This is a genomic window from Parabacteroides faecis (assembly GCF_014647375.1).
GTDB lineage: Bacteria > Bacteroidota > Bacteroidia > Bacteroidales > Tannerellaceae > Parabacteroides > Parabacteroides faecis.
Window position 1 is genome coordinate 436735 of sequence record NZ_BMPB01000002.1, and the last position, 26411, is coordinate 463145.

The 26411-nt window shown below is 42.2% G+C and carries 25 protein-coding genes; 11 read left to right on the plus strand and 14 right to left on the minus strand.

Features of this window, described 5'->3' with window-relative positions:
• Window positions 1–489, plus strand: coding sequence for an NADH-quinone oxidoreductase subunit NuoE family protein (locus IEY67_RS04350; protein ID WP_122373070.1), 489 nt, complete (start codon window positions 1–3; stop codon window positions 487–489).
• 88 nt (window positions 490–577) lie between these two features.
• On the plus strand, window positions 578–832 hold the full coding sequence (locus IEY67_RS04355) for a TIGR03905 family TSCPD domain-containing protein (RefSeq protein ID WP_183669963.1): 255 nt from the start codon (window positions 578–580) through the stop codon (window positions 830–832).
• Between the two features lie 23 nt (window positions 833–855).
• Here IEY67_RS04355 and IEY67_RS04360 read toward each other — a convergent pair whose 3' ends face one another.
• The 7 genes from IEY67_RS04360 to IEY67_RS04390 form a co-directional block, all read right to left on the minus strand.
• Window positions 856–2628 carry an SUMF1/EgtB/PvdO family nonheme iron enzyme gene (locus IEY67_RS04360; RefSeq protein WP_183669969.1) on the minus strand — a complete coding sequence of 591 codons (1773 nt, stop codon included), beginning with the start codon at window positions 2626–2628 and terminating at the stop codon, window positions 856–858.
• A 21-nt stretch (window positions 2629–2649) separates the two neighbouring features.
• Window positions 2650–3333 (minus strand): response regulator transcription factor, encoded by a 684-nt coding sequence (locus IEY67_RS04365; protein ID WP_075557622.1) that lies wholly within the window; start codon window positions 3331–3333, stop codon window positions 2650–2652.
• A gap of 13 nt (window positions 3334–3346) precedes the next feature.
• Window positions 3347–4783 (minus strand): sensor histidine kinase, encoded by a 1437-nt coding sequence (locus IEY67_RS04370; RefSeq protein WP_122373072.1) that lies wholly within the window; start codon window positions 4781–4783, stop codon window positions 3347–3349.
• A gap of 80 nt (window positions 4784–4863) precedes the next feature.
• The gene (locus IEY67_RS04375) at window positions 4864–6069 is read right to left on the minus strand and encodes a C45 family peptidase (protein WP_183669970.1); all 1206 of its coding nucleotides are present in this window, start codon (window positions 6067–6069) and stop codon (window positions 4864–4866) included.
• 71 nt (window positions 6070–6140) lie between these two features.
• Window positions 6141–6431 carry a YtxH domain-containing protein gene (locus IEY67_RS04380; protein WP_122373074.1) on the minus strand — a complete coding sequence of 97 codons (291 nt, stop codon included), beginning with the start codon at window positions 6429–6431 and terminating at the stop codon, window positions 6141–6143.
• A gap of 166 nt (window positions 6432–6597) precedes the next feature.
• Window positions 6598–7140, minus strand: a complete 543-nt coding sequence (locus IEY67_RS04385) for a flavodoxin family protein (RefSeq protein ID WP_122373075.1) — start codon at window positions 7138–7140, stop codon at window positions 6598–6600.
• A 29-nt stretch (window positions 7141–7169) separates the two neighbouring features.
• On the minus strand, window positions 7170–8342 hold the full coding sequence (locus IEY67_RS04390; protein WP_122373076.1) for an iron-containing alcohol dehydrogenase: 1173 nt from the start codon (window positions 8340–8342) through the stop codon (window positions 7170–7172).
• Between the two features lie 302 nt (window positions 8343–8644).
• On the opposite strand from IEY67_RS04390, the gene IEY67_RS04395 reads away from it, so the two are divergent.
• From IEY67_RS04395 to IEY67_RS04420, 6 genes are all read left to right on the plus strand, one after another.
• Window positions 8645–9547, plus strand: a complete 903-nt coding sequence (locus IEY67_RS04395; RefSeq protein WP_183669971.1) for a helix-turn-helix domain-containing protein — start codon at window positions 8645–8647, stop codon at window positions 9545–9547.
• A 623-nt stretch (window positions 9548–10170) separates the two neighbouring features.
• Window positions 10171–10794 (plus strand): hypothetical protein, encoded by a 624-nt coding sequence (locus tag IEY67_RS04400; RefSeq protein ID WP_147382507.1) that lies wholly within the window; start codon window positions 10171–10173, stop codon window positions 10792–10794.
• Entirely contained in the window at window positions 10794–11597 is an 804-nt protein-coding gene (locus IEY67_RS04405; RefSeq protein ID WP_122373079.1) for a 4Fe-4S dicluster domain-containing protein, read from the plus strand. Before IEY67_RS04400 ends, IEY67_RS04405 begins: the two co-directional genes overlap by 1 nt.
• A 122-nt stretch (window positions 11598–11719) precedes the next feature.
• On the plus strand, window positions 11720–12241 hold the full coding sequence (locus IEY67_RS04410) for a DUF6125 family protein (protein WP_122373080.1): 522 nt from the start codon (window positions 11720–11722) through the stop codon (window positions 12239–12241).
• 87 nt (window positions 12242–12328) lie between these two features.
• On the plus strand, window positions 12329–12874 hold the full coding sequence (locus tag IEY67_RS04415; RefSeq protein ID WP_122373468.1) for a flavodoxin: 546 nt from the start codon (window positions 12329–12331) through the stop codon (window positions 12872–12874).
• On the plus strand, window positions 12871–13431 hold the full coding sequence (locus IEY67_RS04420; RefSeq protein ID WP_122373081.1) for a flavin reductase family protein: 561 nt from the start codon (window positions 12871–12873) through the stop codon (window positions 13429–13431). The genes IEY67_RS04415 and IEY67_RS04420 overlap by 4 nt, the downstream gene beginning before the upstream one ends.
• A 133-nt stretch (window positions 13432–13564) precedes the next feature.
• On the opposite strand, the gene IEY67_RS04425 is transcribed toward IEY67_RS04420, so the two are convergent.
• The 3 genes from IEY67_RS04425 to IEY67_RS04435 all read right to left on the minus strand — a co-directional run bounded on the left by IEY67_RS04425 (window position 13565) and on the right by IEY67_RS04435 (window position 16142).
• Window positions 13565–14722 carry an acyltransferase gene (locus IEY67_RS04425; protein ID WP_183669973.1) on the minus strand — a complete coding sequence of 386 codons (1158 nt, stop codon included), beginning with the start codon at window positions 14720–14722 and terminating at the stop codon, window positions 13565–13567.
• A 144-nt stretch (window positions 14723–14866) separates the two neighbouring features.
• On the minus strand, window positions 14867–15433 hold the full coding sequence (locus IEY67_RS04430; RefSeq protein WP_122373083.1) for a Crp/Fnr family transcriptional regulator: 567 nt from the start codon (window positions 15431–15433) through the stop codon (window positions 14867–14869).
• A 109-nt stretch (window positions 15434–15542) separates the two neighbouring features.
• Complete coding sequence (locus IEY67_RS04435; RefSeq protein ID WP_122352827.1) at window positions 15543–16142, minus strand: MarC family protein; 600 nt, start codon at window positions 16140–16142, stop codon at window positions 15543–15545.
• Window positions 16143–16233: 91 nt separating this feature from the next.
• On the opposite strand from IEY67_RS04435, the gene coaW reads away from it, so the two are divergent.
• Window positions 16234–17076, plus strand: a complete 843-nt coding sequence (gene coaW / locus IEY67_RS04440) for a type II pantothenate kinase (RefSeq protein WP_122373084.1) — start codon at window positions 16234–16236, stop codon at window positions 17074–17076.
• Between the two features lie 47 nt (window positions 17077–17123).
• Here the strand turns inward: coaW and IEY67_RS04445 are convergent, their stop codons facing one another.
• Window positions 17124–17348 (minus strand): winged helix-turn-helix domain-containing protein, encoded by a 225-nt coding sequence (locus tag IEY67_RS04445; protein ID WP_122352829.1) that lies wholly within the window; start codon window positions 17346–17348, stop codon window positions 17124–17126.
• Between the two features lie 218 nt (window positions 17349–17566).
• On the opposite strand from IEY67_RS04445, the gene IEY67_RS04450 reads away from it, so the two are divergent.
• Window positions 17567–18412 (plus strand): helix-turn-helix domain-containing protein, encoded by an 846-nt coding sequence (locus IEY67_RS04450; protein WP_122373085.1) that lies wholly within the window; start codon window positions 17567–17569, stop codon window positions 18410–18412.
• Here the strand turns inward: IEY67_RS04450 and IEY67_RS04455 are convergent, their stop codons facing one another.
• The 3 genes from IEY67_RS04455 to IEY67_RS04465 form a co-directional block, all read right to left on the minus strand.
• The gene (locus tag IEY67_RS04455; RefSeq protein WP_122373469.1) at window positions 18413–19174 is read right to left on the minus strand and encodes a LytR/AlgR family response regulator transcription factor; all 762 of its coding nucleotides are present in this window, start codon (window positions 19172–19174) and stop codon (window positions 18413–18415) included.
• Window positions 19175–19308: 134 nt separating this feature from the next.
• The gene (locus IEY67_RS04460) at window positions 19309–23169 is read right to left on the minus strand and encodes a TIM-barrel domain-containing protein (protein ID WP_183669976.1); all 3861 of its coding nucleotides are present in this window, start codon (window positions 23167–23169) and stop codon (window positions 19309–19311) included.
• A 107-nt stretch (window positions 23170–23276) separates the two neighbouring features.
• Entirely contained in the window at window positions 23277–24974 is a 1698-nt protein-coding gene (locus IEY67_RS04465; protein ID WP_183669978.1) for a tetratricopeptide repeat-containing sensor histidine kinase, read from the minus strand.
• A 153-nt stretch (window positions 24975–25127) separates the two neighbouring features.
• On the opposite strand from IEY67_RS04465, the gene IEY67_RS04470 reads away from it, so the two are divergent.
• Window positions 25128–26303, plus strand: a complete 1176-nt coding sequence (locus tag IEY67_RS04470) for a vWA domain-containing protein (RefSeq protein ID WP_183669980.1) — start codon at window positions 25128–25130, stop codon at window positions 26301–26303.
• Window positions 26304–26411: the final 108 nt, after the last annotated feature.

Genomic DNA, 26411 nt, shown 5'->3' on the forward strand with positions numbered 1-26411 from the left:
ATGGAAAAGATACATTTGCCCCAATCAAAGATAAAAGAGTTGCAGGCCGTATGTAAAGAGCATGATAATGACTCCGGTGAACTGATCAACATTTTACATGCAGCACAGGAAATATTCGGTTATCTTCCTCGAGAAGTACAGGAAATAGTAGCGTCCGAGTTGCATATCCCGGTATCCCGAGTATATGGTGTAGTTACTTTCTATTCTTTCTTTACCATGACGCCGAAAGGAAAATACCCGATCTCCGTTTGTTTGGGAACCGCCTGCTATGTGCGCGGAGCAGAAAAGGTGCTGGATGAATTCCAGCGTCAGCTTGAAATTAAAGTAGGAGAGACTACGTTAGACGGATTATTCTCTTTAGATTGCCTGCGTTGTGTGGGGGCCTGTGGACTGGCACCTGTAGTTACAATAGGAGGTAAGGTGTACGGTAGAATTACTCCGGAAAAAGTGCGGGATATTCTGTCTGAGTATTATATTCGCGAAGAGTAATACAATTCGAGATTATGAGCTATTCATATTAAATAACACAGTTTATTGTTACCTTTGTCGCCCGTAATATAAAAAGAGTAAAAAGGAGATGAATAAACAACGTGTCGCTTATACTCCGGTTGGGGGAGTATGTTCAAAAATGATGATTGTAGATGCTGAAGATAACATTATTACCGGGGTACAGATCGTGGGCGGTTGCCAGGGTAATACACAGGGACTGAGCAAATTATTGATCGGTATGGCAGTACCCGAAGCTATACAGCGCCTGGAAGGTATCGACTGCCACGAACGGGGAACGTCCTGCCCGGATCAGTTGGCACAGGCATTACGAAAACTTAGCTGATTGCCGACGTACATTCGACTGGTTTACGGATTTAGGGGGATATCTTTTACCAACCTGAATCCGTTGTTGAAGTGTTTACTTCCCGGGTAGATATAGTAATGACAGGTAGGCCGGCAGGTTGCCCGTTCGTTGAACCAGGTGCCGCCGCGTACGACTGCATATAGTTTGCCGTCTTTTTCAAATGTATCGGAACACCATTCCCATACATTCCCGCTCATATCATGGATTCCCAGTTCGTTCGGTTTCTTCATACCGACAGGGTGCGGTTTGCCTTCCGAGTTTCCGGCATACCATCCGAGGCTGTCGAGTTCCATACCGCCGCTATATAAATGGTCCCGTTTGCCATACATGCCGCCGCGAGCAGCATATTCCCATTCTTCCTCTGTGGGTAAACGTCCGCCTGCCCATTGGCAATAAGCATTAGCTCCATACCAAGTGATGTAAATGGCAGGGTTGGCTTCGTAGCCGGGGACCGGTTTTCCGTTTTGGATTCCCCAGTTACATTCAAAATATAAAGGTTGTCCGATGTCAGAACCTTCTTTGATTACATCGCTTTCGTATATTTTCAGAAACTGTGCAAACTGAAAATTGGTTATTTCATATTTGCTGATGGAGAAACTGTTTACTTTTACCTCATGAACCGGATTGTTATCTTCTTTATAGGTCGAGCCCATCTTAAAAGTACTTCCTTTCACTTCGATCATCTCCGGATTGATGTTGGTTGATAACCATTTTCGAAATTCAATCTCTTTCATCCGTTTCCGGGCTTCATTCCGGTCTTCTTCCCTGACATCGCTTTCAATGAATTTATTGAGGTAGGAGATAGAGATATCGTATGCCCCGTTCCCTTTCAAAGGAAGCAACCGTTCGTACATGGTTGCCAGTGCAATGTATCCGTCGGTACGTTCCGGGTCCAGCCGTACGCCCTGTTCATAGAGTCTGTAAGCCTCTTCGGTATATTTGTACATATTAATCGGGGTACCGCTAAGAGAGAGCAGGTTGTCTGCCTGCCGGATGCAATTATCGGCATAAGGGTTGATCTGGCTACTGATCAGGCGGGCAAATTTTGTTTTCTTCATTTCCACTGGGATCAGGCGATAGAACTGCCTGAGTGAATCGGGCGACAGCTTTTTCATGATGCGGGTCAGAAGGAACTGGCCTGCATATTTATCCATATTATCTCCGATGAAAGCAATTCGGATCGAATCTCTTTTCTGCTGGGCGGCATGCAGTTCGATATCTGCATCCAGTTCCTGGCTTCCCCGTACCGGTTGGGCATTCAGATTGCTCAGGGATTGGAGGAAGGCGGGCTTCTTTTTTTCTTTGCCGTCGGAACGTTTTTTACCGATAGCACCTAGTTCGTGTTGGGCCATCGAGACGGCATTCAGGCTGTCGATCCTTTGATTGAGGTCGTGCGTCTCTTCCAGGTAAACGGCATATCCCATGTGTGTGGCAGCTCCGTTGAAATGCAGTCCGTTAGGAAAGTCGGAGAGGTGGCCTTCCACGTATAATGTATCTTTGTCGATGAGTAGGTCGCAGTAATGGAACTCGTCGTCTATAGTTGTGCATAGCCATAAGTGTTGGGGTACGTCGGCCAGTGTCCCTTTCATCTGGAATTTTCCTTTTTCGATCCTCATGGAGTTGATGATGCGCTGGTTGTCGAACTGTTTGAGGAAGAATACCGTGCCATCTTTCACTCCGCCGATGTGTGCTTCTATGACATACCGGTCGTTATTAGCCGTCAGAAAAAGGCTGAAACAGGCAAATAGTATGGATAGAAATAGTTTAGTCTGCATACGGATCGTTTATAAGGTGATTCAATCAATGATCAGTTTATAGCCTATTCCACGGACATTCAGGATTTTTATCGAGTCGTCTTTCGATAGTTTATGTCGCAGTTTGGTAATGAAGACGTGCAGGCTGCGGGCATTGAAGAAAGAGTCGTCTCCCCACAGGTCGAGCAGTACGTCTTTCATCGGCAATACATGGTCTTTGTTTTCGCAAAGCCGTTTAAGTATTTCCGATTCGCGGTTGCTCAGGAGTTGTTTCTCGCCGCAATATAATAATGTTTGCGTAACTGCATCGAATGTATATTGACCGAGGTTGAAGGTTGTTTTTTCTTCCTTGCGCACTGTGATCTTATTCAGCAGGGCTTTGATACGGACGATCAGTTCTGCCATGCCGAAAGGCTTTTTCAGGTAGTCGTTGCCGCCCAGCTCGAAACCTTCGACAACATCGTTGGCGGCAGAACGGGCGGAGAGGAAGAGGACAGGTATCTGGCTGTCTGTTTTGCGGATATGCCGTATCAGGGTAAAGCCGTCTATTTTAGGCATCATGATGTCGGTCACGATAATATCCGGTTTGATTTCTTTGTAAAGCGCCAGCCCTTCTTCGCCGTCGGCAGCCAGTACAATATCGAACTCCTCACCATCCAGCGTATCCTTGATGATCATTGCCAGTGTCGGTTCGTCTTCTACTAATAATACTTTTATCTTTGCCATAGTTTTATCTTTTTTAGTTTTTGAAATGGAGGGTGAATGTCGTGCCTTTTCCCGGTTGACTCTTGACGGTCACTGATCCCCCATGTTTCGACATCATGTCTTTTACGTAATATAGCCCTAGTCCGAAACCTTTTACATTGTGCAGGTTGCCGCTGGGGACCCGGTAAAACTTATCGAATATGTGTTGCAGATTCGTATCGCTGATGCCGATACCGTTGTCCGTAACAGATACGCGGATCTCGTTCGGCAGCATCTCCGCACTGACAGATATTTCTGCAGGTTTATCGCCGGAATATTTTACCGCATTGTCGATCAGGTTACCCAATATATTATAGAAATGCGTACGGTCGGCAAATACTGCAATGTTCTCTGGTATATTTGTTGTGATATCGACCTGTTTTCCTGCTTTCAGCTTGTGTTGTTCAATGAGCGGGGCGATCATGTCAGCTACGCGGATCGATTCCTGTTTCAGCCGGAAGGTATTGCGGTTCTCCACAGAGAGGGTGAGTATCTGTTCGACCAGGCCGCTTAACTGCGTGAGTTGTTCCCGGACGATACCCAGGTATTTCTTCTGTTTCTCGCTGACATGGGTGTCGTAGTTGAGTAAAACATCGTTCGCAGCATAGGCGACGGATATCGGGGTTTTTAGTTCATGTGTCATATTGTTGGTAAAATCCGCTTTCAACTCTTCGATCGTCTTTTGTCTGAGGATCGTATAAAGTAGGTAGATGAAAGCGATCAGAATCAGGATGACCAGCAGAAGAGATGAAGTGAGGATGCCTGCCATTTGTTTGAAGACCAGTTGGGAGGGGGCTTTTAATGTTAGTTGGTAATATAGTTCCGGTTCTACGCTTTTGATCGGATAGCTAAATTGTAATCCTTTATTGTCGAATGTCTCGATAGACCGGAATGTCATAATAGTTTCGGGCAGGCTGTCCTTCATCTGAATTACTTCCAGTTTATAGGGGACAGAAATATCGTACTGTTTGAGTTCCATGACAAGTAGGCTATCATATAAGGCATAGTCGATAGGCATCAATGAATCGAGTTTTACGTGTAAGGCTTCTTGTATCTGGCCTTCCAGTGAGGTCAGCAAGTCTAGGTATTCGTTGAGCGATTCAGCCGCTTCGTTATATTTGAAGGGGTTCTTATCTGCTTTTACGGAAAATGTATCCATTAATCCGTTTCGGGAAATTTCATCAGTGCTGTCCTTCGAAAGTTTAATCTCGGAGGTGATTGTTCCGGATCCTTTATTCTCGCTCAGTGAATCCATACGGATGAATAGCTCCTTGTAGTCAGCCATACGCATGGCATCCTGTATATTTCCATTTACTTGTTCCCAGGTTGAATCGTAGAGTCCCTTCAACCAGTATCCCTGTGAAAACAATAATGCAGCCAGTGACAAACAGATCAGTGCAGCAATAATCTTAAAACGTAGTTTCGTTTTCATCTTTTATTTTCTTCTTTCCGACAAAAATAAAGGATAAGTTTCAGAATCTACGGGTTATGGTAAGACTAAATAACACTTCTTTAATAAGCCCCGAGTTGCCTATAGGCGGCAGAAATGATTGATTCAGCTTGCTTATAGATATCCTTTGTTTTCTCCGTATCCAGTGTGTCATGGCTGGATGAAGCTGTTTCGAATAACTTGAATATCTGTGTTTCCACCGGCTGTAGTTGCTGGATATAACCGGTCATTTCATTATTCCAGAGAAGTTGCCAGTGGAGATATTTTTGTCCGTTGCCACGATGGATCGCATAGACTTTGTCTTTCAGGCGGGAGGCATAATAACAGAGAGGAGCAATCTTTAAGGCTGCATCGTATTGTACCAGGGAGGGCTGGTCTTTTCCCATTTTTACCCACAGCGGCAGGGCTACCGAAACAGGAGGATATCCTAATGCGGTCCACATGATGGTGTGTTCTGCCGACATACCCGGTTTTACTCCTTGTATTACGATAGAAGCCGTACTTTCAGCTCGTGGAATGAAATCCTGTTCCACAAACCATCCGGAATGATTGTTCGGACTTTGCTCCGGATTTCTCAGGTCTATGTCAAGCAGGCTGTTGTAAAATGAACGGGAGGCTTCCCGGAAGATGCGTTCCGGGGTAAATCCTTCCTTTTCCATTTGTTTGAATATCTTTCGGGCGTTATCATAACGGATGTATACCAGTCCTTCATCAGTACGGCCTTCAAAAGAAAAGTTCGTATAGATCAAATATCCTTCCGGGGCCAGAGAGGTATCGTTGACATCTTTTTTATGGAAGTGTTTATTGTTTGTTTCATAATAGGCAGCGCCTCCATAAGCATCGATCACACCAAAGTTGGCTTCTACACGTAGAGGGCGGGGAAGGGTATCGAGCAGGTGCTCAAAGTCTTGTATGGTTTTGCATACTTTCAGTGCCTGGCGCATCAGTAGTCCTTCATGGTCCATTTCTTTTACGTCATCGTCTTTTAGATTGTAGGAAGCCGTATTCATAATGGAGAAACCTGTTTCGTTACTGCCGGTCCATACAGCCCCGTCCGGATCATCGCTGTTCACCAGTCCCAGGAAACGATAACCACCTTCGTCAATATAGGCAATATGATTGTAAGGGGCACCGGTATCACGATGTTTCCACATCAAAGGGTGCCCGTCGGGTGTCGCTTTCCCTGAGATAATGATAGAGGTACAAGCATGTTGTTGCTGGATAGAAAAGCAGAAACAGAGAATTGCCGCTAAGATGATCTTTTTCATGACGTATAAGTATTATGTATTTAGTGGCAAACATATACACAATAATCAATATAGACAAATAAACGACGAAATCAATCCAGTTTTTCTTTTATATCCTTTTTGGCTTTGTCGTAACCTTCCTTGATATTCTCTTTCGCTTCTTGGGCGTTTTCTTTGACATTCTTTTTGGTGTCCTTCCAGGCATCTTTCACTTTATCAGTCCCTTCGTTAATCTTGTCAGATGCCTTATCCATAGCATCATCGACTGATTCCTTGGCATTCTCTATTTGATAATTGACTTTATTCTCTGTCTTTTTATTACCACAGGAGGCAAATAAAAAAACGGATATTCCTGCTATTGTTGCTAAAACTAACTTTCTCATTTGTTTAATTGGTGTTTAAATCAATACTGGTTTTTATAAAACAGTATTGATAAAAGGAAAGTTCTAATAACAAAAGCACCACGCAGTCGGAGCCATAGATCATCCAATCTTCCTCCCGAATGGTGCCGGATATAACTGTTTGTAGGAGCACTGCCTACGATCGTTTTCACTCTATACTTCTCCCCATCTCATACGCCTCTTGCAGAGCAGGATTACCCTTAATCTCTCCGACATGCCATACACCTCCGCAGAAAACAGAACCTTTTATTGTCGGATTTTCCAGACAATCTAGGAAACCCTTGAAGTTAGTTACGATACGTTCCATTATTTCTGGATCATCCTCTGCTGCGGTAGCTATGAAATAAAACTCCTTGTTTCTCATTTCCGTATAAGGTCCGCAGCAACGGTCTATCAGCATTTTCATCTGTGCACTCATCGCATAGAAATAAACAGGAGTAGCCATAACAATAATATCTGCCCGTAGCATTTTGTCGATGATTTCGGCAGCATCGTCTTTTTGCGGACACGGTTTTTGGTATTGGCTGCATACACTACACCCCAAGCAAGGATGTATCGTCTTATCCCGGAGAAAAACTTTCTCCACCTCATTGTTACTATCCACTGCACCACGCATAAATTCATCACAAAGCATATCGGAGTTCCCTCCGCGACGCGGGCTGGATGATAAAATCAAAACTTTCCTTGCCATATTCTTATGTTATTTATAATTTCTAACCGTTATAAGCTTTCATGCAAGACAGAAAGAATATCCTCCCGCGTAAGCACCTTGAAACCGCCGCTCATAATGAATGTAGCATCGGCAATGCTTTCCAGCATTTCTTCGGTGACACCTAGCGATGTGATCTCCGTAGCCACACCGATTTCTTTCATCCAGTCCAGCAGGGCATTTACACCTTCCTGTGCAAGCTGTTCATCCGTTTTGCCAGCTGCCGGTATATCCCATACCGCCGTTGCAAAGCGAACGAATTTATTCAATCCGTATCGAAGGATATGGCGATAATAAGCTATGGAAACACCCGATAAAGTCATGCCGTGGGTGGCATCGGTATGTGCCCCGATAGCCTGACCTATCATATGCACCATCCAGTCCTGGCTCTTGCCTTTGCCGATAAGCGTGTTCAAAGCCCATGTGGAGGTCCACATAATGTTGGAACGTGCCTCATAGTCTTGCGGATTCTTCACCGCTATCCTGCTGCTGTGTATGAGCGAGCGCATCAGACCTTCCGCCAGATAGTCGGAAGTGTTATCGTCTTCACCGGAAAAATACTGCTCCATGATGTGGCTCATGATATCGAAGAATCCGGCCACCATTTGCCGTTGCGGTACGGAGAACGTATAGCGCGGATTGAGTATGGAGAATTTCGGTATGACGCTTTCCCCGAATACCTTGCCGATTTTGAGTTTCGTTTCATGGTTGGTGATGACCGAACCGCCGTTCATTTCCGAACCGGTACCTACCATCGTTAATACGGAACCCACTGGAATGATACGCTGACTACTGTCGGGATCTTCCTGTTTGAGATAGAATTTTTCCCACGGATCACCATCATACCATGCTGAAACACTTATTGCCTTGGCATAGTCGATCGTCGATCCGCCTCCGACGGCCAGGATCAAATCTACATCATTCTCCCATGCTATTTTCGCCCCCTTATACAGTTTTTCCGTCGTGGGATTCGGCATGACGCCGGACAATTCTATAACCTCTTTTCCTGCTGTACGTAATGCGGATATTACCTCGTCGTAAATGCCGTTTGTCTTGATGGAGCCGCTACCATACGTCAGAAGTACTTTTGTACCGTAATGCTTTAATTCCTCGCTCAGGTTTTTCTGAGCATCATCTCCGAAATACAGTTTCGTGGGATTGGAATAACTGAAATTTCCTAACATTGTTTTTTCAATTTTATTTATATACAAACATCTACTATTTCAAATTACCATTCAAGAATTGTTCTTTTATTCTCTTCTTTGGATGTTGCAAAGTTAGGTGGATTTATACCTGGCATTGGTAGATAAATTACAGATATTATAACCCCAATTACAGATTTATGATGCAGACGTAATATGTAAGTTTATGTAATCCGTAAACAAGGTTATACAATCCGTAATTTGGGTTGTAAAAGTGACGGAAGTATCCCGTATTTTTGTAACGAGATACGAATACTGTACACTGAATAATCTGTAAGTAGGATATGGAAAAGAAAAATACATTGGATTTTAAGACCGTATATGATTGTAACTGTTGCCTGGCCTGCAAGACGTTGCACCCACAGGTAAGTCTTATCAATCTGGAGAACCCGTCGTTGGAACAGGATACCGTCAAGTTTGAGTTTTATGCTATCTTGCTGATAGAGAATTGCCCTGACGAATGTTCATGTTGCGGGCGGAAATACTATGATTATTCCAATGCAACAATGGTATTTCTTACCCCCGGTGAAATTTTCCGTATGAGTGAGGAGAAAACCCTGCCCGGCAAAGGCTACCTGCTGGTGTTTCATCCGGACTTGCTGTTTCAGACCACACTGAAGAACCACATAGAGAATTACACATTCTTCCACTATCGCAAGGAAGAGGCATTGCACCTGTCACAGCGTGAAACGGAAAAAGTCACTTGCTGTCTCTGGAATATAGAAGAAGAACTGCATCATTCGATCGATATGCATAGCAGCACTATCCTTTCCCGGCACATCGAATTGTTGCTGGACTATTGTGCCCGTTATTACGAACGTCAGTTTATCACCCGTGAGAATAAGAATAAGACCATTCTGGAAAAAATGGAGCAGTTGCTCGATGACTATATAAGCTCCGGCAGATTGCAAAACGGTAAACTGCCTGCATCCGACTATCTTGCGAAGAGACTCAATCTTTCTGCATCCTATTTCAACGACCTGCTGAAATTTGAAACGGGCAAGACGCTGGAACAGTATTTCGAATTCAAACGGTTGGAGGTTGCTAAACGGATGTTACTGAAATCCGATGCCACACCTGCCATCATAGCTCGCCAACTGGGTTATCCGAATGTGCAGTATTTTAGTCTTATATTCAAGAAAATAACAGGTGTTGCACCCAGCGATTATCGTTATTCGCAAAATTGAAAATTGTCATTCTGATAATTATCTCCTTAATTCCCGGTTCTATTTGGATATAGAGGATGTAAGGAACTGTTTTTTGTGCTCCAGCGGAAGTTAAGGTCTGACGTAAGGATTCTAGTAAGAGATAAAATGTACATTTTAGTAGGGAATAATGTAATCATCATAATGATTTTAGAATAGATGATAGAGATAAGGTAAAAACTTCTACAATCTGTCAACCGAAAATGATCTGCCTCCAAAGAGCTTCCAGCCTTCTGAAAGGTATATCTAGCCAATTCTTCTGGAACATGTGTTTGAATGAAAACGGCTGTTAGCCTGATCGGTAGAAATCGAACATTTTGAAAGTTATGAATGTTTATCTTTATCTTTTTGATTAATCCGGATAAAATGGAGGAAGAGTAATGAAGAAAAGAGATTTTCGTGGACAGATATTGTTGCAGGCATTTCTGAAATCACCTAACTGAAATCTTCGAACATACCGCACAAACCTCCATAAATTACATCGCAATGTCCGTCCTGTCTGCTTCTGAAAAATAAATAATAATACAATCGTATAGTTTGTATGTTACCGTTCGGTAAGATATATTTGTCGCCAGACAATGATTGATAAAAATAAAATTGTGGAATTGAAAAGATTAATATTCATATTACTAGCCCTGTTATCTTATCAGGCTTATTCCCAAACGATAGAATATAACTATTCTTGTGGTGTCGAAAAATCGGTTATCAGGTGGACTGAAAGTAAAAAAGATAATCATATTTATCTGAAAACAGTTCAGGGAAATGAAATTCATAGTTATGTGATGACTCTAAATTATAAAACTCTTTCATGGGAATACTCGAATCCTGCTGAAAATACAGATATAAAAGTTGTCTTGGAAAATGGTGTTTACAAGATGACAGGAGCTTTCAAATCAAAAACATTTTCGAAAACATATACTTCAAAAGGCTATCCCTGGTATCAGAATATTGGTTTCAATCTAGGTTATTCCATGAAGGATAAATCAAATTTCAAATATGAGTGCATCCGTCCTGACAACCTAAAATTGTATGAAATGCAGGCAGATGCAAAAGAGATCATAAATAATAACGGAACGCAGGAGCAACGAATCAATATTCACCTGACAGGTATGCTGGCAAAATTCTTTGGAAGTGACTATTATATCGATTGTTCTACCAGACGATTTGTTAAATACAAGGGAGTACATGGTCCTCCCGGAACTCCGGAAACAATAATAACTATCAAATAATGAAAACACTTATCATAGTTTCATCGACTTATCTCGGTAATACGATGAAGGTTGCGAAAGCAATGGCTGAAGAGCTGAAAGCAACAGTATTAACCCCTATTGAGGTTGCACAGTTCGATATATCCGCATTTGATCTGATAGGCTTCGGATCGGGGATTAATTTTGCATCGCATAATAAAGAGATCATTTCGTTAATGAAAAATATCTCTATAAAAGGACAAAAGGTATTTATCTTTTCGACTAGGTGCAGGCCCATATTAGGAGGTTATCATAAAAAGCTGAAAACCTTGATTGAGGAAAAAGAGGGTGTTCTCTTAGGGGAATTTTCATGTGTCGGTTTTGATCGTACCGGTCCGTGGGTCGGCATGGATGGATATAATAAAAACAGACCGGATGATAAAGACTTATTCAAGGCTAAATTGTTTGCTGCGAGGATAAGAAAGAAAGCTCATCCGTTGACAAACTTTAGAAAGAAATATGCTGTTTCGTCAGATTTTGAGGGGTTGAATCTTCGTACGGATGGTCTAAATAAAGTGATTGGCAATATTGTCTTATTGAATATAACGAGTTGTATATCCTGTGGCAAATGTGTAAAGAATTGTCCGCTGAATGTTTTTTCGACAGACGAAAATAAGAAAGTTATACTTCCAACGGGTGAAATGGATTGTATCATGTGCGGTAAATGTGAAAAAGACTGTCCTTCGGATGCTATTTTCATTAACGAATCTTTCCGCAATGGACTAAGAATCTTGTTCCGTGAAGTGTCATGTGATAAACTTCAAACGGCTTATTGGTCAAAATAATCTCCTGCCTTCGCTGTTCGTTCCGTTTTCCCGTCTTGTTTATGATATTCATTTGAATTTTGTCTACTTTTGATGTGTCGGAATTAGTATTTAATTGAAACATATTTTTAGTTTGAAAAATTATGACAGATCAGCTTGACCTATTGACGAAAGAAGAATTGAAAGATTTGGTAAGAATATATGCCAGGAATATTTATGCTCTTGACGGAGTGTGGTTTCAGTCCGTGGAAGCGGAATGTGGAATGAATGACGCTATGTTGCATGATAAGCAAGCGTGGACGAGGTTTACCCGTACCGAGGCATTAAGAATTAAGAACTTTCTGAACCTTCCCGAAAAGCCGGGGCTCGACGGACTTGAGAAAGCGTTAGCTATTCGGTTTTCGGCTTTGGCTAATCCTTCTGTGGATCTTTTCAGGGAGGGCGAGTCCCTGATCTACCGGGTGAATGTTTGCAGGGTACAATCAGCCCGAAAAGATAAAGGAATGCCTTATCACCCTTGTGCACCGGTCGGTTTTATCGAACATGCCGGCTTTGCCAGCGCAATCGATGAAAGAATCGTTACAGAAATGGTTAGTTGTTTCCCGGATGTAACAGACCAGTCATGTGCTTGTTGCTGGCGGTTTACGATCAGTAATTTGGGTTAGATAATCAGTGATTTATATACTTTTATATTGGATACTATTCTGTAATTTTGTGTCATAACAATAAAATAAGAATGACATATGACAACAATGAAAGTTAAAGGTATGATTATGGTAGTGATCATGATGTTATGTATCCCCATAAATGCACAGACGCAGAGTGATAAGACATTGGTCGCTTATTTTTCGGCAACAGGAACAACGGAGAAAGCTGCTAAGTTGATTGTAGAAGTTACAGGTGGAACGCTCTATGAAATACAACCTGAAAAAGAATATGTCGCTGCTGACCTGGATTGGCATGACAAATCCTCGCGTAGCAGTGTAGAGATGTCAGATACCAAATCACGTCCTGCATTGAATAACAAATCAGAGAATTTTGCAGATTACGATACCATTTATATAGGTTTCCCTATTTGGTGGAATTCTGCTCCGAGAATCATCAATACTTTTATTGAGAGCAATGATTTTGCAGGCAAGACGATTATTCCGTTTGCAACATCGGGTAGCAGCAGTATTTCTAATGCAGAAAAAGAGCTGCAGGAAACCTATCCTGATCTGAAATGGCAGAAAGGCCGACTTTTGAATGGTGCGACAAAGGAAGATATTAAGAAATGGACTAAAAATAAATTATTATGAGAAAGAATTTTGGGGCAAAGCCCTTTACTTATCCGCAGCCGGTGTTTATTATCGCTGCTTATGATGAAGATGGTACTCCCAATGCTATGAATGCCGCCTGGGGTGGTATCAGCGAGATGCATGAAATTAGTATTTGTATCAGTGAGGGACATAAAACAACAGCAAATATCCTGAAGCGTAAAGCTTTTACCGTGAGTATGGCAGAAGTCGGGCAGGTGGTTGCCTGTGATTATGTAGGTATTGTTTCCGGTAATAGAGTTCCGGATAAATTTGCCCGTGCAGGTTTTCATGCTACCCGTTCGGAGTTTGTGGATGCACCGTTGATTGACGAATTGTCTGTAGTGCTGGAATGTAAATTGAAGGACTATAACCCAGAGACCTGTATTTTGCGAGGTGAAATAATAAACGTAAGCGTAGATGATCGCGTTCTTGACGAAAACGGTAAAGTGGATGTATCCAAAGTGTCTCCCATTATATTCGACCCATTCAATAACGATTACCTGGAAGTGGGTAAAAAGGTAGGTAGTGCTTTTTCGGATGGTAAGAAATTGAAATAGGAATTGAATTGTTGAACCGGTAAAAAAAAGTAAAGTGGTGATCATAACCGTTGATTTACACCGGGAACTAACTTTTTTAACAAAAAGCCCCGGATTTTTGTCCGGGGCTGAAAAATAAGGATTCTTATTAGATTTATCCTACAATATATTTAGCCTTTTTACCGGCTACTTTGTAGATAAGGTAAACAATTGCCCATGAAACACTGAATGCCAATACCGCAGCACACGGGATTTGCAGACACACCGGAATGCCGATCGTACGCATCACGATCACACTTGGGCCGGTGAAGAAAAAATGCACCATATAAACTCCGAAACCGCAAAGTGTCAGGTTTGCCAGTGCTTTCTGTATGGTCAGTGACTTTATATTCACTTTCTTGACCAGCATAAAGATTGGAGCTGTCATCATAACGACGTTCAACGAGTTATAAGTGAAGAACAATTCCAATAATTCGTCACTGAATTCCGGTAATGAGGTTACATGGCGGAATCCAAAGAATGTAACGGCATAACCGATAACGAACATAGGGATACCGATCGCCAGTATTTTGCCGATAGACCATTCTAGTTTACGCAGATAATGCCCTAGCATCAGATAACCGTTGAAACCGGCAAAATAATATAACATACCGTATGAGTTCCAGGAACAGGTCCCCCATAAGTACGGCGATACGTATTCATAATAATAAGGAAGAAGTGTCGTTATTCCCCAAGCTGCCAGGAACCAGAGCTTGGCCTTGTCGGAAGCTTTCTCAACCCAGGCGGAAAAGATAGGCAGATACAGATACAAACCGATCAACAGATAAATATACCACATATGCACATCCAGCAGGGAAAAATTGAGTGGTATTTCAGCGATGTTCTTCAACGATACACTCAAAGATTGCTGGGTCGCTTCTTCACCGGAGTAGGGAAAAAAGTCAAGTATCACTTCCGGGTTAAGTCCCAACACCCCAGTAAACCAAGGGAACAGATTATACAGAACCGACCAGATCAGAAACGGCCATAACACACGTGGAATACGTTTTTTATAGAAAACAGAGGCTTCTCCTTTTACCGGCAGAAGCAATGCTCCGGTGATCATTACGAATAAAGGCACACAGGGACGGAGAAATGCTCCGTAGGCAGCTCCCCAGAATTTTATCTCTCCGATATTATCGGGTATTTCTCCTGTGTAAAAATTAAAAGGATCGGCGCAGTGACAACATACGACAGTGAACATCGCGACGAATCGCATTACATCCAGCCAGACAATATGGTTGCCTGCATTAGGAAGAGTTTTGTTTTCCATAAGATTAAAATATAAGTTTCTAATTTATCTATCAACTTGTGAGTATCCGGCATAAAAAAGCCTTTTCAATTTTCTTATCCGTTTGAAAAGGCAAAAGTACGTTTCCTACTAAATTCAATTTTTGCTCTATGGCAAAAAATGCAGTTATATCTTTTGAGAACGTATCCGGCTTAACGTGTAAATGGATATTCCCAGAAAAGCCGCTACATATTTCAGTTTGACACGGTTGATCAGCCGGGGAAAATATTTCATAAAACGATCGTAGCGTTCTTTCGGGGATAGTTGTAACCGATCCACAAAGATATGGGTCAGATTGTTGTATCCATGCTGGTGTACGATACGCCCCCAGTTGGCGATATCGATGTAATTTTCATATAATTCGTTCAGACGGGAAATGGGGATGACATAGATTTTGCACCGTTCAAGTGTCTCCACACTTTCAGCCGAGGGTTGATTATAGTATAAAGACCCCATTCCAAAAGTTATATCGCCTTCCTCGCTGAACCAGGTGGTTGTTTCCGTTCCATCATGCAGGAAAAAGGAGCGGGTGATCCCTTCTTCAATAAAATAGACATTATGATCAACAGAGCCTGAACGCACAATGATTGTATGTTTAGGATAGATTTCTTCGCGCATACAGGATAGAAGAGCCTCCAATGCCTCGTCTGAAACCGGGTATATTTCTTTTATTCTTGTTGTTATATTTTTCACTGCTGGATAATCACTTAATTTATCATTACCGGATCAAAACTAACAAATTGTATTTACATTAAGTCATTAATTACCTGCTTTTATTTGTGAAACGGATAGATATTTACTTTTATTGATTGTGCAAAGCCTCGATAAGTAGAGTTATGTTAGCAGTGAACAACCTGACGGAGATAGCCAGCAGGATGATACCAAAGAATTTACGAATGATGTAGATGCCGCCTTTCCCTAGCAGATGTTCCACTTGTTTGGTCATACGGACAACGAAATATACCCACAACATATTCAGTATCAAAGCTACTACAATATTGATATTGGCATATTCGGCCCTTAAGGAAAGGAGTGTAGTGAATGATCCTGCCCCTGCCAGCAAAGGGAATACGAGGGGTACCAATGTGGCTTCTTTGATCGGTCCGTTGTTTTTAAATATCTCGATATCCAGTATCATTTCCAGCGACAACAGGAAGATGACAAAAGCACCAGCTACAGCAAATGACTCTATATCCACATGGAAAAGTTTCAGCAGAAAATCTCCGGCATAAAAGAAGCCGATCATCAGGACAAAAGAAATGATCGTAGCCTTTAAAGCATTTACATCTTTACCTTTTTCCTTCAGATTTATAATGATAGGAATGGAGCCAATTATATCGATTACTGCAAAAAGCACAATAAAAGCACTGATCATTTGTTGGAAATTAAATTCTGCAAACATATGTGGTCCTCCTTTTTTTAAGTTTCTCCCGTGAAGATACTAAATTTCAATGAGAAGACGTATCTTTGATCCCGATATTAACAAAAAAGTTATGGGTATAGTAATTGGTATAGACGTGGGAGGGAGCACAACCAAGATCGTTGGCATAGACGGTAAGGAGATCAGGAATCCGATGTTTGTCAGGGCAACCGACCCGGTAACATCCTTGTTCGGCGCTTTTGGAAAATATCTGTATGACAACGACATTCCACTTTCTGCCATTGAGAAAGTGATGCTTACCGGTGTGGGAAGTGCATCTATCAACCAACCTTTGTATGGCTTGCCGACAGCCAAAACGGATGAGTTTCTGGCAAATGGGTTGGGAGCACAGTATATGACACAACTGGATAAACTGATTGTTGTCAGCATGGGGACAGGTACTTCTTTCGTAAAAGTGGACGGAACGAAAATAGAGCATATCGGCGGAATCGGTATCGGAGGAGGAACAGTGCTGGGATTATCCCGGCTATTATTGAAAACGCAGGATTTCCATCAGGTGGTCACACTTGCTTTGAAAGGGAGTATCACGAATATAAACCTGCAGATTAAAGATATCTGTAATATACCTTTGCCTGGTTTACCGTTAGACGCAACAGCATCTACCTTTGGCAAAGCAGATGCAAATGCTTCGCAGGAAGATGTCGCGCTGGGTATTATTTATATGGTACTGCAATGTATCGGCCAGTCGGTGATCCTGGCTGCTTTAAATAGTGATATACACGATTTTGTTTTGATTGGGAATCTGACCAAACTACCTCAGTGCAAGGATATATTCCCCCGTCTTGAAGATATGTACGGAGGGCGTTTTCACATACCAGATTATGCAGAATACCGGACAGCGATCGGGGCGGCACTGACCTATATAAATAAAAGAAATTATTTCAACATCGGCTGAATAAAAAAACTCCGGAAAGTCGTATTTAACTTTCCGGAGTTCCTGTTTTATCCGAAGTAAAGACCTTGTAAAACGCCGTTACTTACATATATCTGCCCGTTTTTGCGCTGTATGTAGATTTTGTTTTCACGTGCTAGCCAGCCGATAGCTATTGTCGTATCTTCGTGGCTTTGGTCAATCCGTCTGCTAAGTTCTGGTATTGTCAGTTCTCTTCCTTCATTCAACACATGCCAGATTTTTCCGGCATTTTCTCCGATCTTCTCTAGTTCCATAATTATAATTTATTAGATGTGATACATGTCCTCTTTGTATTAAAACAAAAGAGAACTCTTTCGGTTCATTTTTTCTTTCTTTGTTTAATCGTTTACAAAGTACACGGATTTGGATAGAATGGTCAATTCCTATTATTGGGTTTCTATGTTCTGTTTTTGCGATTATTATTGTAGAAAAATCAAATATGCTATCTTTGAAAATCATAAATCGATGAAATATGGGGGCAAACATACAAATATTTGACATTCCTGCGGACTTTATTGCTGGTGACAATATATCCGGAGATATGCTGAATCGATACGTGCATTTTTCATGCAAAATGAAAGCTGCGCTTTTTGCTCTATGTGTTAAAGGTTCTGTTAAAGTCACCATCAATTTATCCGAACATAACATAAAAGAATATGATTTCGTCACCTTGACACCTGATTGTTTTGTGCAGATCAATGAGGTATCGGCGGATACCCATTTCTTTTATGCCTGCTTTTCACAGGAATTTATGGATAATAACAACCTGATCTTAACAACGATCCGGTTACTTCCCATGTTGGCGGAAGAACCTGTTATCAGTTTGTCGGCAGACATTACCCAACTGTATATGGATTTATTCAAGCCTTTGATCCATGCTTATTCTTTTCCCTGTACATTGGAGAATAAAGATATCATCAAATCCGTATTCACCATTTTCATACAAGGAACAGCAGAATTATACAAGAATCACGGGAAATGGAAAAACCAGTTACGAACACGCAGCAAGGAGATGTGCCGTGAGTTTATCAAATTAGTCATGTCGCATTATACGACACAACGCAATGTCGCCTTTTATGCGGAACAACTCGGTGTGACCGTCTCACATTTCTGTTCGACCATCAAGAAAGAAACGGGAAAAACAGCTTTGGAGATAATAACGGCGATCGTGCTGATGGATATCAAAGCGCAACTCAAATCGACGGAACTCCCTATCAAAGAGATTGCATTCTCGTTAGGATTCAATAATATGTCTTTCTTTAACCGGTATTTCAAACGGCATACGGGTATGACGCCTCAGGAGTATCGCAACAGCTAATTACTGAGATTTCAGCAAACGAAGGAAATCATCTTTATAACTGGTAGAGACTTCTATCTCTGTACCATCATCAAGTACAACATAGCCCCCGGAACTTTTATGATAAGATTTGACACAATGGAAATTGATGATATGTGATTTATGTACACGGACAAACGGGAACGGGAGTATTTCGCTGAAATGCTTCAGAAAGCGGCAAACCATCTTCTTGCTTTTGTCTTTTAAATAAATATCGGTAAAATTCCCGTTACCCTGTAACCGGATGATATCTTCCATCCTGATTACTTCAAATCCTTCAAGGGTGGGGAGGATGACCTGGTGTTTTTCTGGTTTGGGTTCCCGTAGGTTTTCGACCAGTATCTTGTTGCGGTTGAATATTTCTCTGTTTATGATATGTTGTTGTACCTTGTTTACGGCTAGTATCAGTTCTTCGATGCTGACAGGTTTCAGCAGATAATAGGCAGCACTCTGGTTGAGCGCACGAAGCGAATACTCCGAAAATGCGGTGACAAAGATGGTCTCAAAATAAAGATCCCTACAACCTTCCAGCACATCGAACGCATTACCGTAGGGCATTTCCACATCAAGGAATACTAATTGAGGTTCCAGTTCGTGCAATAGGGGAACGGCAGATTTACAGTCGTGAGCTTCCCCGATCACTTCGACTGCCGGACAATATTTCGCCAGATAATTTTTCAGCGCTTCACGGGCAGCCGATTCGTCTTCAACGATCACACTTCTTATTTTTTGCAGCATTTCCATATCAGCGTTCTCTTGGTCATTCAACAATTTAACTGATTTCACTCTGACAAAGATAATATAATCGGTCATAAAAAATCCCTTGCCCCGGCATAAATGTCCGGAACAAGGGATCGGGATGCTTTATCTAAGATTACTTAGAACTTACACATATTTAAGTCTTTATCTACCAGCATGCCGTCGATGGCTTTCAGGTTGAATTTGACTTTACGTTTTGCTTTCAACTTCAGGATGAATAAATCGGCTGTTCCTTCCAGTGTTTCCTTATCGCCGAGATTCACGAATGTTGGATACAAGGCTTTTTGGCCGCTTGTATGCAGACGGTCGTAAGTCAGGTTTTCCATGACCTTCAGGTTCAATGGCTCTATACCTGCAAATTCGTAATCTTGCTGGTCGTAAGGCAGAGCAAAGCTCAATCCATTGACTGCTTTCAAGTCTATACCCTTCACCTTTACTTCAACGATTTCGTCTTTGTTGTAACTCTGTTTAGGAGTGCTGATCTCGATCGTACCGGCTGCCTTTTCCGTGCCCTGTTCTTCGATGCCACCATCCAGTTGGGTAGCGACAACGGAAATATCATACGCGTCGATCAAACCGTTCTGGTTGATATCTCCGGCACTTACATAGTCGAAATCACTGTCACCTTTGCGTAAACCGGTATAATTCATATAAGAAGTAAGGTCATTGTTGTCGATCTTCTTATCATTGTTGATATCACCCGGCAGATAGCTTTCTGTTCCCGGAACTTTGAATACATATAATTCGCGCCCTGAACCGTAGTTACCGACACCTTCCGTTACATTCAGCTTGATGTAGCGCGCTTTCGGTTTTTCTTTGAATTCGAATACCTTTATATCGCCGTTACGTTCAAATTTGAAGGAATCGACCGGTGTCCAGTTTTCCTTGTCCATACTATAAGATACGAAGCCTCTCAGCATGGTACCGTTTCCACCGTCCTGACGGGACAGGTAATGGAATTTATCCAACTGGTTGACTGTACGCAGGTCAATGATTATATCGAACGGAATAGCGTTCTTGCGATATTTCGTATGGAACATGTCGCCAAGTTCTGCAAAGTCGAACAGGCGGAATATTTCAAAGCCTCCCTGTTCTTCCGCCGTCACTTCGCCACGGATGCCTTTAATGGCAAATTCAAGCGGATTGGATTTTGTTTTTACGCTGAAAGAAGCCCAATCGGAATAACCGTCTTTGTTAACCGAACGGATTTTGAATGTATAATCTGTTTCAGCATCTAGTCCATCAAACAACAATTCCGTATTCTTGATGGTCGTGTACAGCATATCATTGAATTCGATCTCATAGAAGTCGGCGCCAGCCACTTTGCTCCATGTCGGTTTCAACGTATAGGCTTCTGTATTCTCTTCTGTAACCTGTGCGGAAGGTGCTGTCAGCGTTCCGGTTGAAACACGATGGCTGTTGCCCATATCGAATTTGTAACCTTCGAAAGTAACTGTCGTCATATTTTCCGTAATATCCGTTGCTGCTAATTTTACCAGCAACTGTGGGTTCTTGATGATCGTTACCTTTTCAAAGTCGCTTCCTTTCGTCGCAAACTTATTCAGGTTAGGAGCCGCATCGTAAAAATAAACGTTTTCACCTTTCAGATATTCGTCCATTGAACGGGCTTCTGTCAGTTTAACTTTGTCTTTACCTATTTTAGCAGCGATCTTTTTCGGCATTTCGGAAACGTTGAAATGGAGTTCTGTCGCTTTTTCCTTCACGAAACCTTTAAAATCTCCGGTAGACGGCTGGATCGTGACAGTTACATTATTCTTATTGCCTACTTCTGCTTCGATCTGTGTCGTTACGCCTTCACCATTCAGATAAGCCTGTGTAATACCATCATCGTCATATTCCGTAAATGAGCTGTAACCGTCCGGATAGATTTCATAGATCCGCAGGTTCTTATTGATCTCAGCTACATTATTATTCGGATTTGTCATCGGAATGATAGCACCGCTTTTTACAAAGACCGGCAGTTTCCACAGTGGGGAAGCGAAGTTATTGACCACGCAATTACCGGCATATTTCTCTCCGGTGAAATAATCGACCCAAGCACCTTCCGGCAGGTAGATACCATCACGAATATCATTTCCTTTTTCGTCAGCCTGTGTTTCCTGATAGATAGGAGCGACCAGAAAGTAGGGGCCGTACATAAACTGGTATTCTGTCGCTTTACCATAGGTATAAGGATTCGGATATTCCAGAAACATCGCACGGATCATCGGCTTGCCATCCACCGCTTCTTTAGCGATGCTATAGGCATAAGGCATCAACTCCGATTTCATTTTCAGATACCAACGGTTAATAGAGGTCGCCGGTTCGCCAAGGGCGTGCGGATATTTCTCATTCGCACCCCAGCCGTCCATATTCAACTCCATCGGTGTCCATGTCTTCCATTGGAAATCACGGGTGTTCATCGCCAGGTTCTTTCCGCCGAAGATACCGTCCATATCAGAAGTGATATTCGGTTGTCCGGACAATCCGGAACCGATATATGTCGGGATATGAAAACGGATATATTCCCACTGGCCGCCTGTCTGGTCGCCTGACCAAATGCCGGCATACCGTTGCGTTCCGGCCCAACCATCCAAAGAGATGATAAAAGGACGGGCATCATTTCCATAATAAGGTATGATGTGGCCTACATCGGATACACCATTCAGGCCGAATGAATAACCGGCACCAACCCATGCCACGTCTGTTTTCAGGACACGAACCCCGGCATCACGCACTTCTTTTACGATATCACGTTGCAACAGGGCACTGACTTCTGGCTTCGGATGCAAGTCCGATTGTGTCCAGAGTCCGATCTCCACACCGTTCTTATGGGCATAATCAGCCAGGTTTTTCAGGTTCTGTATATTTCCGTCCAAAGTCTCCGTCTGTCCGTATCCGGCACCGTAACCGTCATTAGGCAACAACCATCCGAGCGGCATATCATGGTTTTTATAGCGGTCGATTACGGCACGGGCAGAGAACTGGTAATTGTTCTTTTCCCCGTTCAATGATTCTTTGATACCGCCATTGTCTTTCTGACTTTCTTTATAACGTTTACCGTCTTCAAAAAGGATTCCTTTTTCATCTTCTACCCAATAGTCGCGGTTATAGGCATTCAGATGTCCCTGGTAGAAACCGAACTTCGGCAATAAGACCGGGTTTCCCGTCAGTTGATAGAAATCGTTCAACAGAGATACTGCACCATCACTGACCATATAGAATGCATCCAGATAATCGGTATCATGGGACAGCATCACGGTTCCTTTTTCCGTTGCACCGAAATCATATTTACCAGGTTTGAATGTGTACCACATAAAACCATAGCCGTTGGTCGACCAGTAATAAGGGGCAGGAGAGGCAACACCTCCATCCGTCCAACTGTTCTGGTTTTCAATGGCAATCGCTTTCCCTTTATGAGAGAAGCGTCCGTTTTGCACACCGCCGCCATAGAAGTATTCACCCGGATTTTCTTTCAAAGTAAGGATTGTTTTCCCTTTGTCATAAAGAACCGGTTTTACTTCTTCGAATGCCACTTTATTTGTGACCAGATTGATCACTTTCAGCAGGGAAGTATTTTTATCCAGTTCCAGTCTCATTTTATTTGTGCTGATAGAAATAGTGTTATTATCTTCTTTCAGCGTCAGCGGAGAGATGTTCTTTCTGGGGTTATCAACCAGGATCTGTGCTTCCGGTTTGGCTTCCGGATTACGAAGGATTCCGCCATTGACATCCTGGAACATTCTGAAGATGTTTTCCCCGTAAAAATCATAGGTTATTCTCTGATTGTCGGAGAACAAGACTTCTACTGTTGTAGGATTGATTTGTTTCACACCGACAATTTTTTTATCCTGCTGTATTTCCATACATACATTGTCGGCTTTTTGTATGGCTAGCATGGATAATGGTGAAAACAAAGGAAAGGCAAGAGCGAGTATAAGCACTTTCTTTTGCTTCATTTTTCTAATAGTGTCATTCATGTTTATCTGTTTTAACGAATAAATGATTTAAGCAACAAACTTACTGGTTATTATTTTTATGAGCAAAAAATAATAAATATATCGAATAATAAAAATACGTTCTATAATCAGACAATAAGGGGGAAGCGTAGCAGGACAATCACACCGGTATCTTTCCCGTCGTCTTCTTTTTCAGTTATTTCGATCGTAATATGCATATTATACAAACTATTCAACAGTTTTATACGTTCACGGGTATTGGTAAGTCCCCGCGAATGATGCTCTTTCTGATGACGTGTTTTGAGTTCGTTACTTTTTTTCAGGCCGATACCATTATCTTCTATTTTGACACAAAGACTGCTGCCTTCTGCCTTGACGGACAGGTACAGTAACCCGCCGGACTCCTTGTAGCGCAGGCCGTGCCATATTGCATTTTCCAACTGGGGTTGTATCAGCATATTGGGAACAACAATATGATCGGAGTCGAGTGATTCGTCCACATCTATCTTATAGACAAACTTATCGCTGAAACGCATATGTTCCAGATCCAGATATTCCTTTAGTTGTTCCAACTCCGTCGAGAGGGGGGTAAAATCCTTATTGGAGTTTTCCAGTATATTTCGCATCAGACGCGAATAGGAGGAAAGATATTTGTTTGCCTCCAACTCATTGTTCTGGGCGATGAACTGGTTGACACTGTTCAGGCTGTTGAAGATGAAATGAGGGTTCATCTCACGACGCAACGACTGAAGAGCGATTCTCTTATTCTTTCGCCGGATAGAGTACCAGGCTTTTACGGTGAATACCAGAAAAATAAGGATCAAGACGATCGAACCTATCAATACATAATTGAATGTGTTTTTCTTTTTGATCAGTTCGTCTTTCAGAATACGTTCCTTTTCCAGTTGGGCGATCCGTGCTTCATGTGCCTGGAAGAATTTCTGATCGATCAACGTACTGTCCGATTTGACCAACGGCTCCAACTGTTCCATAAAGTTAGCATACAGATCCAATGCTTTCCGTGATTGGTTTTCTTTCCGGTACTGATCGACCAACTGCTCCAGACTTTTCTTCGCTTCCATAGTGTGGCCTTCCTTCAATGCCATATCATAAGATTGCTGGAGTGAGGCTATCGCCTTGACTTTTTGGCTGTCAGCAGCATATACTTTAGCGATTTCCCGTTGTACTTTAATCGTTTCCACCGGTTTATCCTTCACTTCATCCAATATACTGTTCAGGTTGCTGATAGCGGCTTCCTTATTATTCATTACCAGATTGACATTTGCCATCTGATGGAAAGCGGCAACGCGGTCTTCCTGCTGTTCCGGCCTGTTGGATGTGTTCAATAATTTTATATTGCTCTTGATATAGGGGGATTGCGCCATTGGATCAGAGAAATTCTTTAATCGGTTGACATCATTGTTATTCAACTCCCTGAACTCCTCATTCCGTGATAAGTGGGCAGCACTTGCATAACTGAGAATGGCAGCATCTATCTTTCCCAATGTTTCCTGGATACGACCAATCTCCCGGTCCACACGGGCTGTCTTTTCTTTGTCTTTCAGTTTGTCATACAGTTTCCTGGCATTGAGGAGGTAATTCTCGGCTTTTTCATATTCGCCCTGTTCGATCAGTGTCTTTGCCAATGCTTCATAATCGCTTGCCACCAAATCATCCGATTTACCGCTTTCCAGCGAAGTAGACAGTTTCATGACGGCACTTTTCGCACTTCTTTTCAGTACAGGAGGTATCGAATCCTGCGCCATCGTAGCCGTAGAAAAGTTGCCGAGTACCCATATTATCAGATATATGATCAGTCTGTTCATTGCATGTTTGATTGAGATTGTAAAGTAAGCATATGTAAAACATTTATATCCTATATTTCACCAACTCAAAACGCCGGTTCACCCATTCTTCCCGGAATCCTAAATTCTAACATCTTATTTTTGAGCCATAAACCTATTAAAAAATTTCCGAATATGAAAAGAATTGTTCTACTATGCATTTTATTTACAACATTAACAGCTGCTATAGGCTGTATGTTGGAGGCAAGAAACATGAAAACGTCGACAGAACCTGCCGGTGCTCCGGTCGTAAGTGCTGTCACTGCTAAAAAGACAAAAATACAAGTGGCCATCCTGTTAGATACTTCGGGCAGTATGCAGGGATTGATCGAACAGGCGAAGTCCCGCTTGTGGAATATTGTCAACACGCTCACCACGCTGAAATATAAAGGAGAAACACCGGATATTGAAATAGCGTTGTACGAATATGGCAATTATAAGCAATACGATGGTGATTATATCCGCCGGATTACTCCACTGACAGTCGATCTCGATCTGATCTCGAAAGAATTGTTTGCCCTGACAACCAGCGGAAGTGAGGAATATTGTGGTACGGTTATCCAACGTGCCGTGAAAGAACTGGAATGGGGGAATGACAAAGCGGACATGAAGTTGGTCTATATCGCCGGAAACGAAGAGTTTACCCAAGGTAGTATCTCCTATAAAACGGCAATAGCCAAGGCACTGGAAAAGGATATTTTTGTCAACACGATCCATTGTGGTAGTGAAGATATCGGAATACGTGACTTCTGGCAGGATGCAGCATTAAGAGGAAACGGAAAGTTCTTCAATATTGATGCCAATGCGACCGTCAGAGCCATCAAAACTCCTTTCGATCCGCAGATCATTTTATGTAATGACAAGTTGAACGATACGTATATCGGTTACGGTGCAGTCGGAAAAGAACGTAAAGTGAATCAGACTGTTCAGGATAGAAATGCGGGATCTATTTCATCGGCCAATTATACGGAACGGGCAGTCAGTAAATCCAAGGCTATCTATAAAAACACCTCCTGGGATCTGGTCGATAAGGTAAAAGAGGATAAAGATGCTTTGTCACGTATAAAAAAGGAAGAGTTACCGGAAGAACTACGAAGTAAATCTCCGGAAGAACTGAAAACTTTCATCACGCAGAAAGAGCAGGAGAGGTCCCTGATCCAGAAAGAAATCAGTGAATTGGCGATCAAACGTCAGATTTATATCGATGAACAACTGAAGAAGGAAGGAGAAAACAAAGGAGATGATCTGGGTAATGCGATTACAGAGTCCATTCTTGCGGTAGCAAAAGTGAAAGGATATACAGCAGAATAGGAGCAATCCTGTTATTTATGAGGGCGTCAAAAATTTATGGCGCCCTCGGAGGCTGTAATTTAAACTGTGTCAGCAAAGCAAACAAATAAAGTATTAACTTTGCTAACA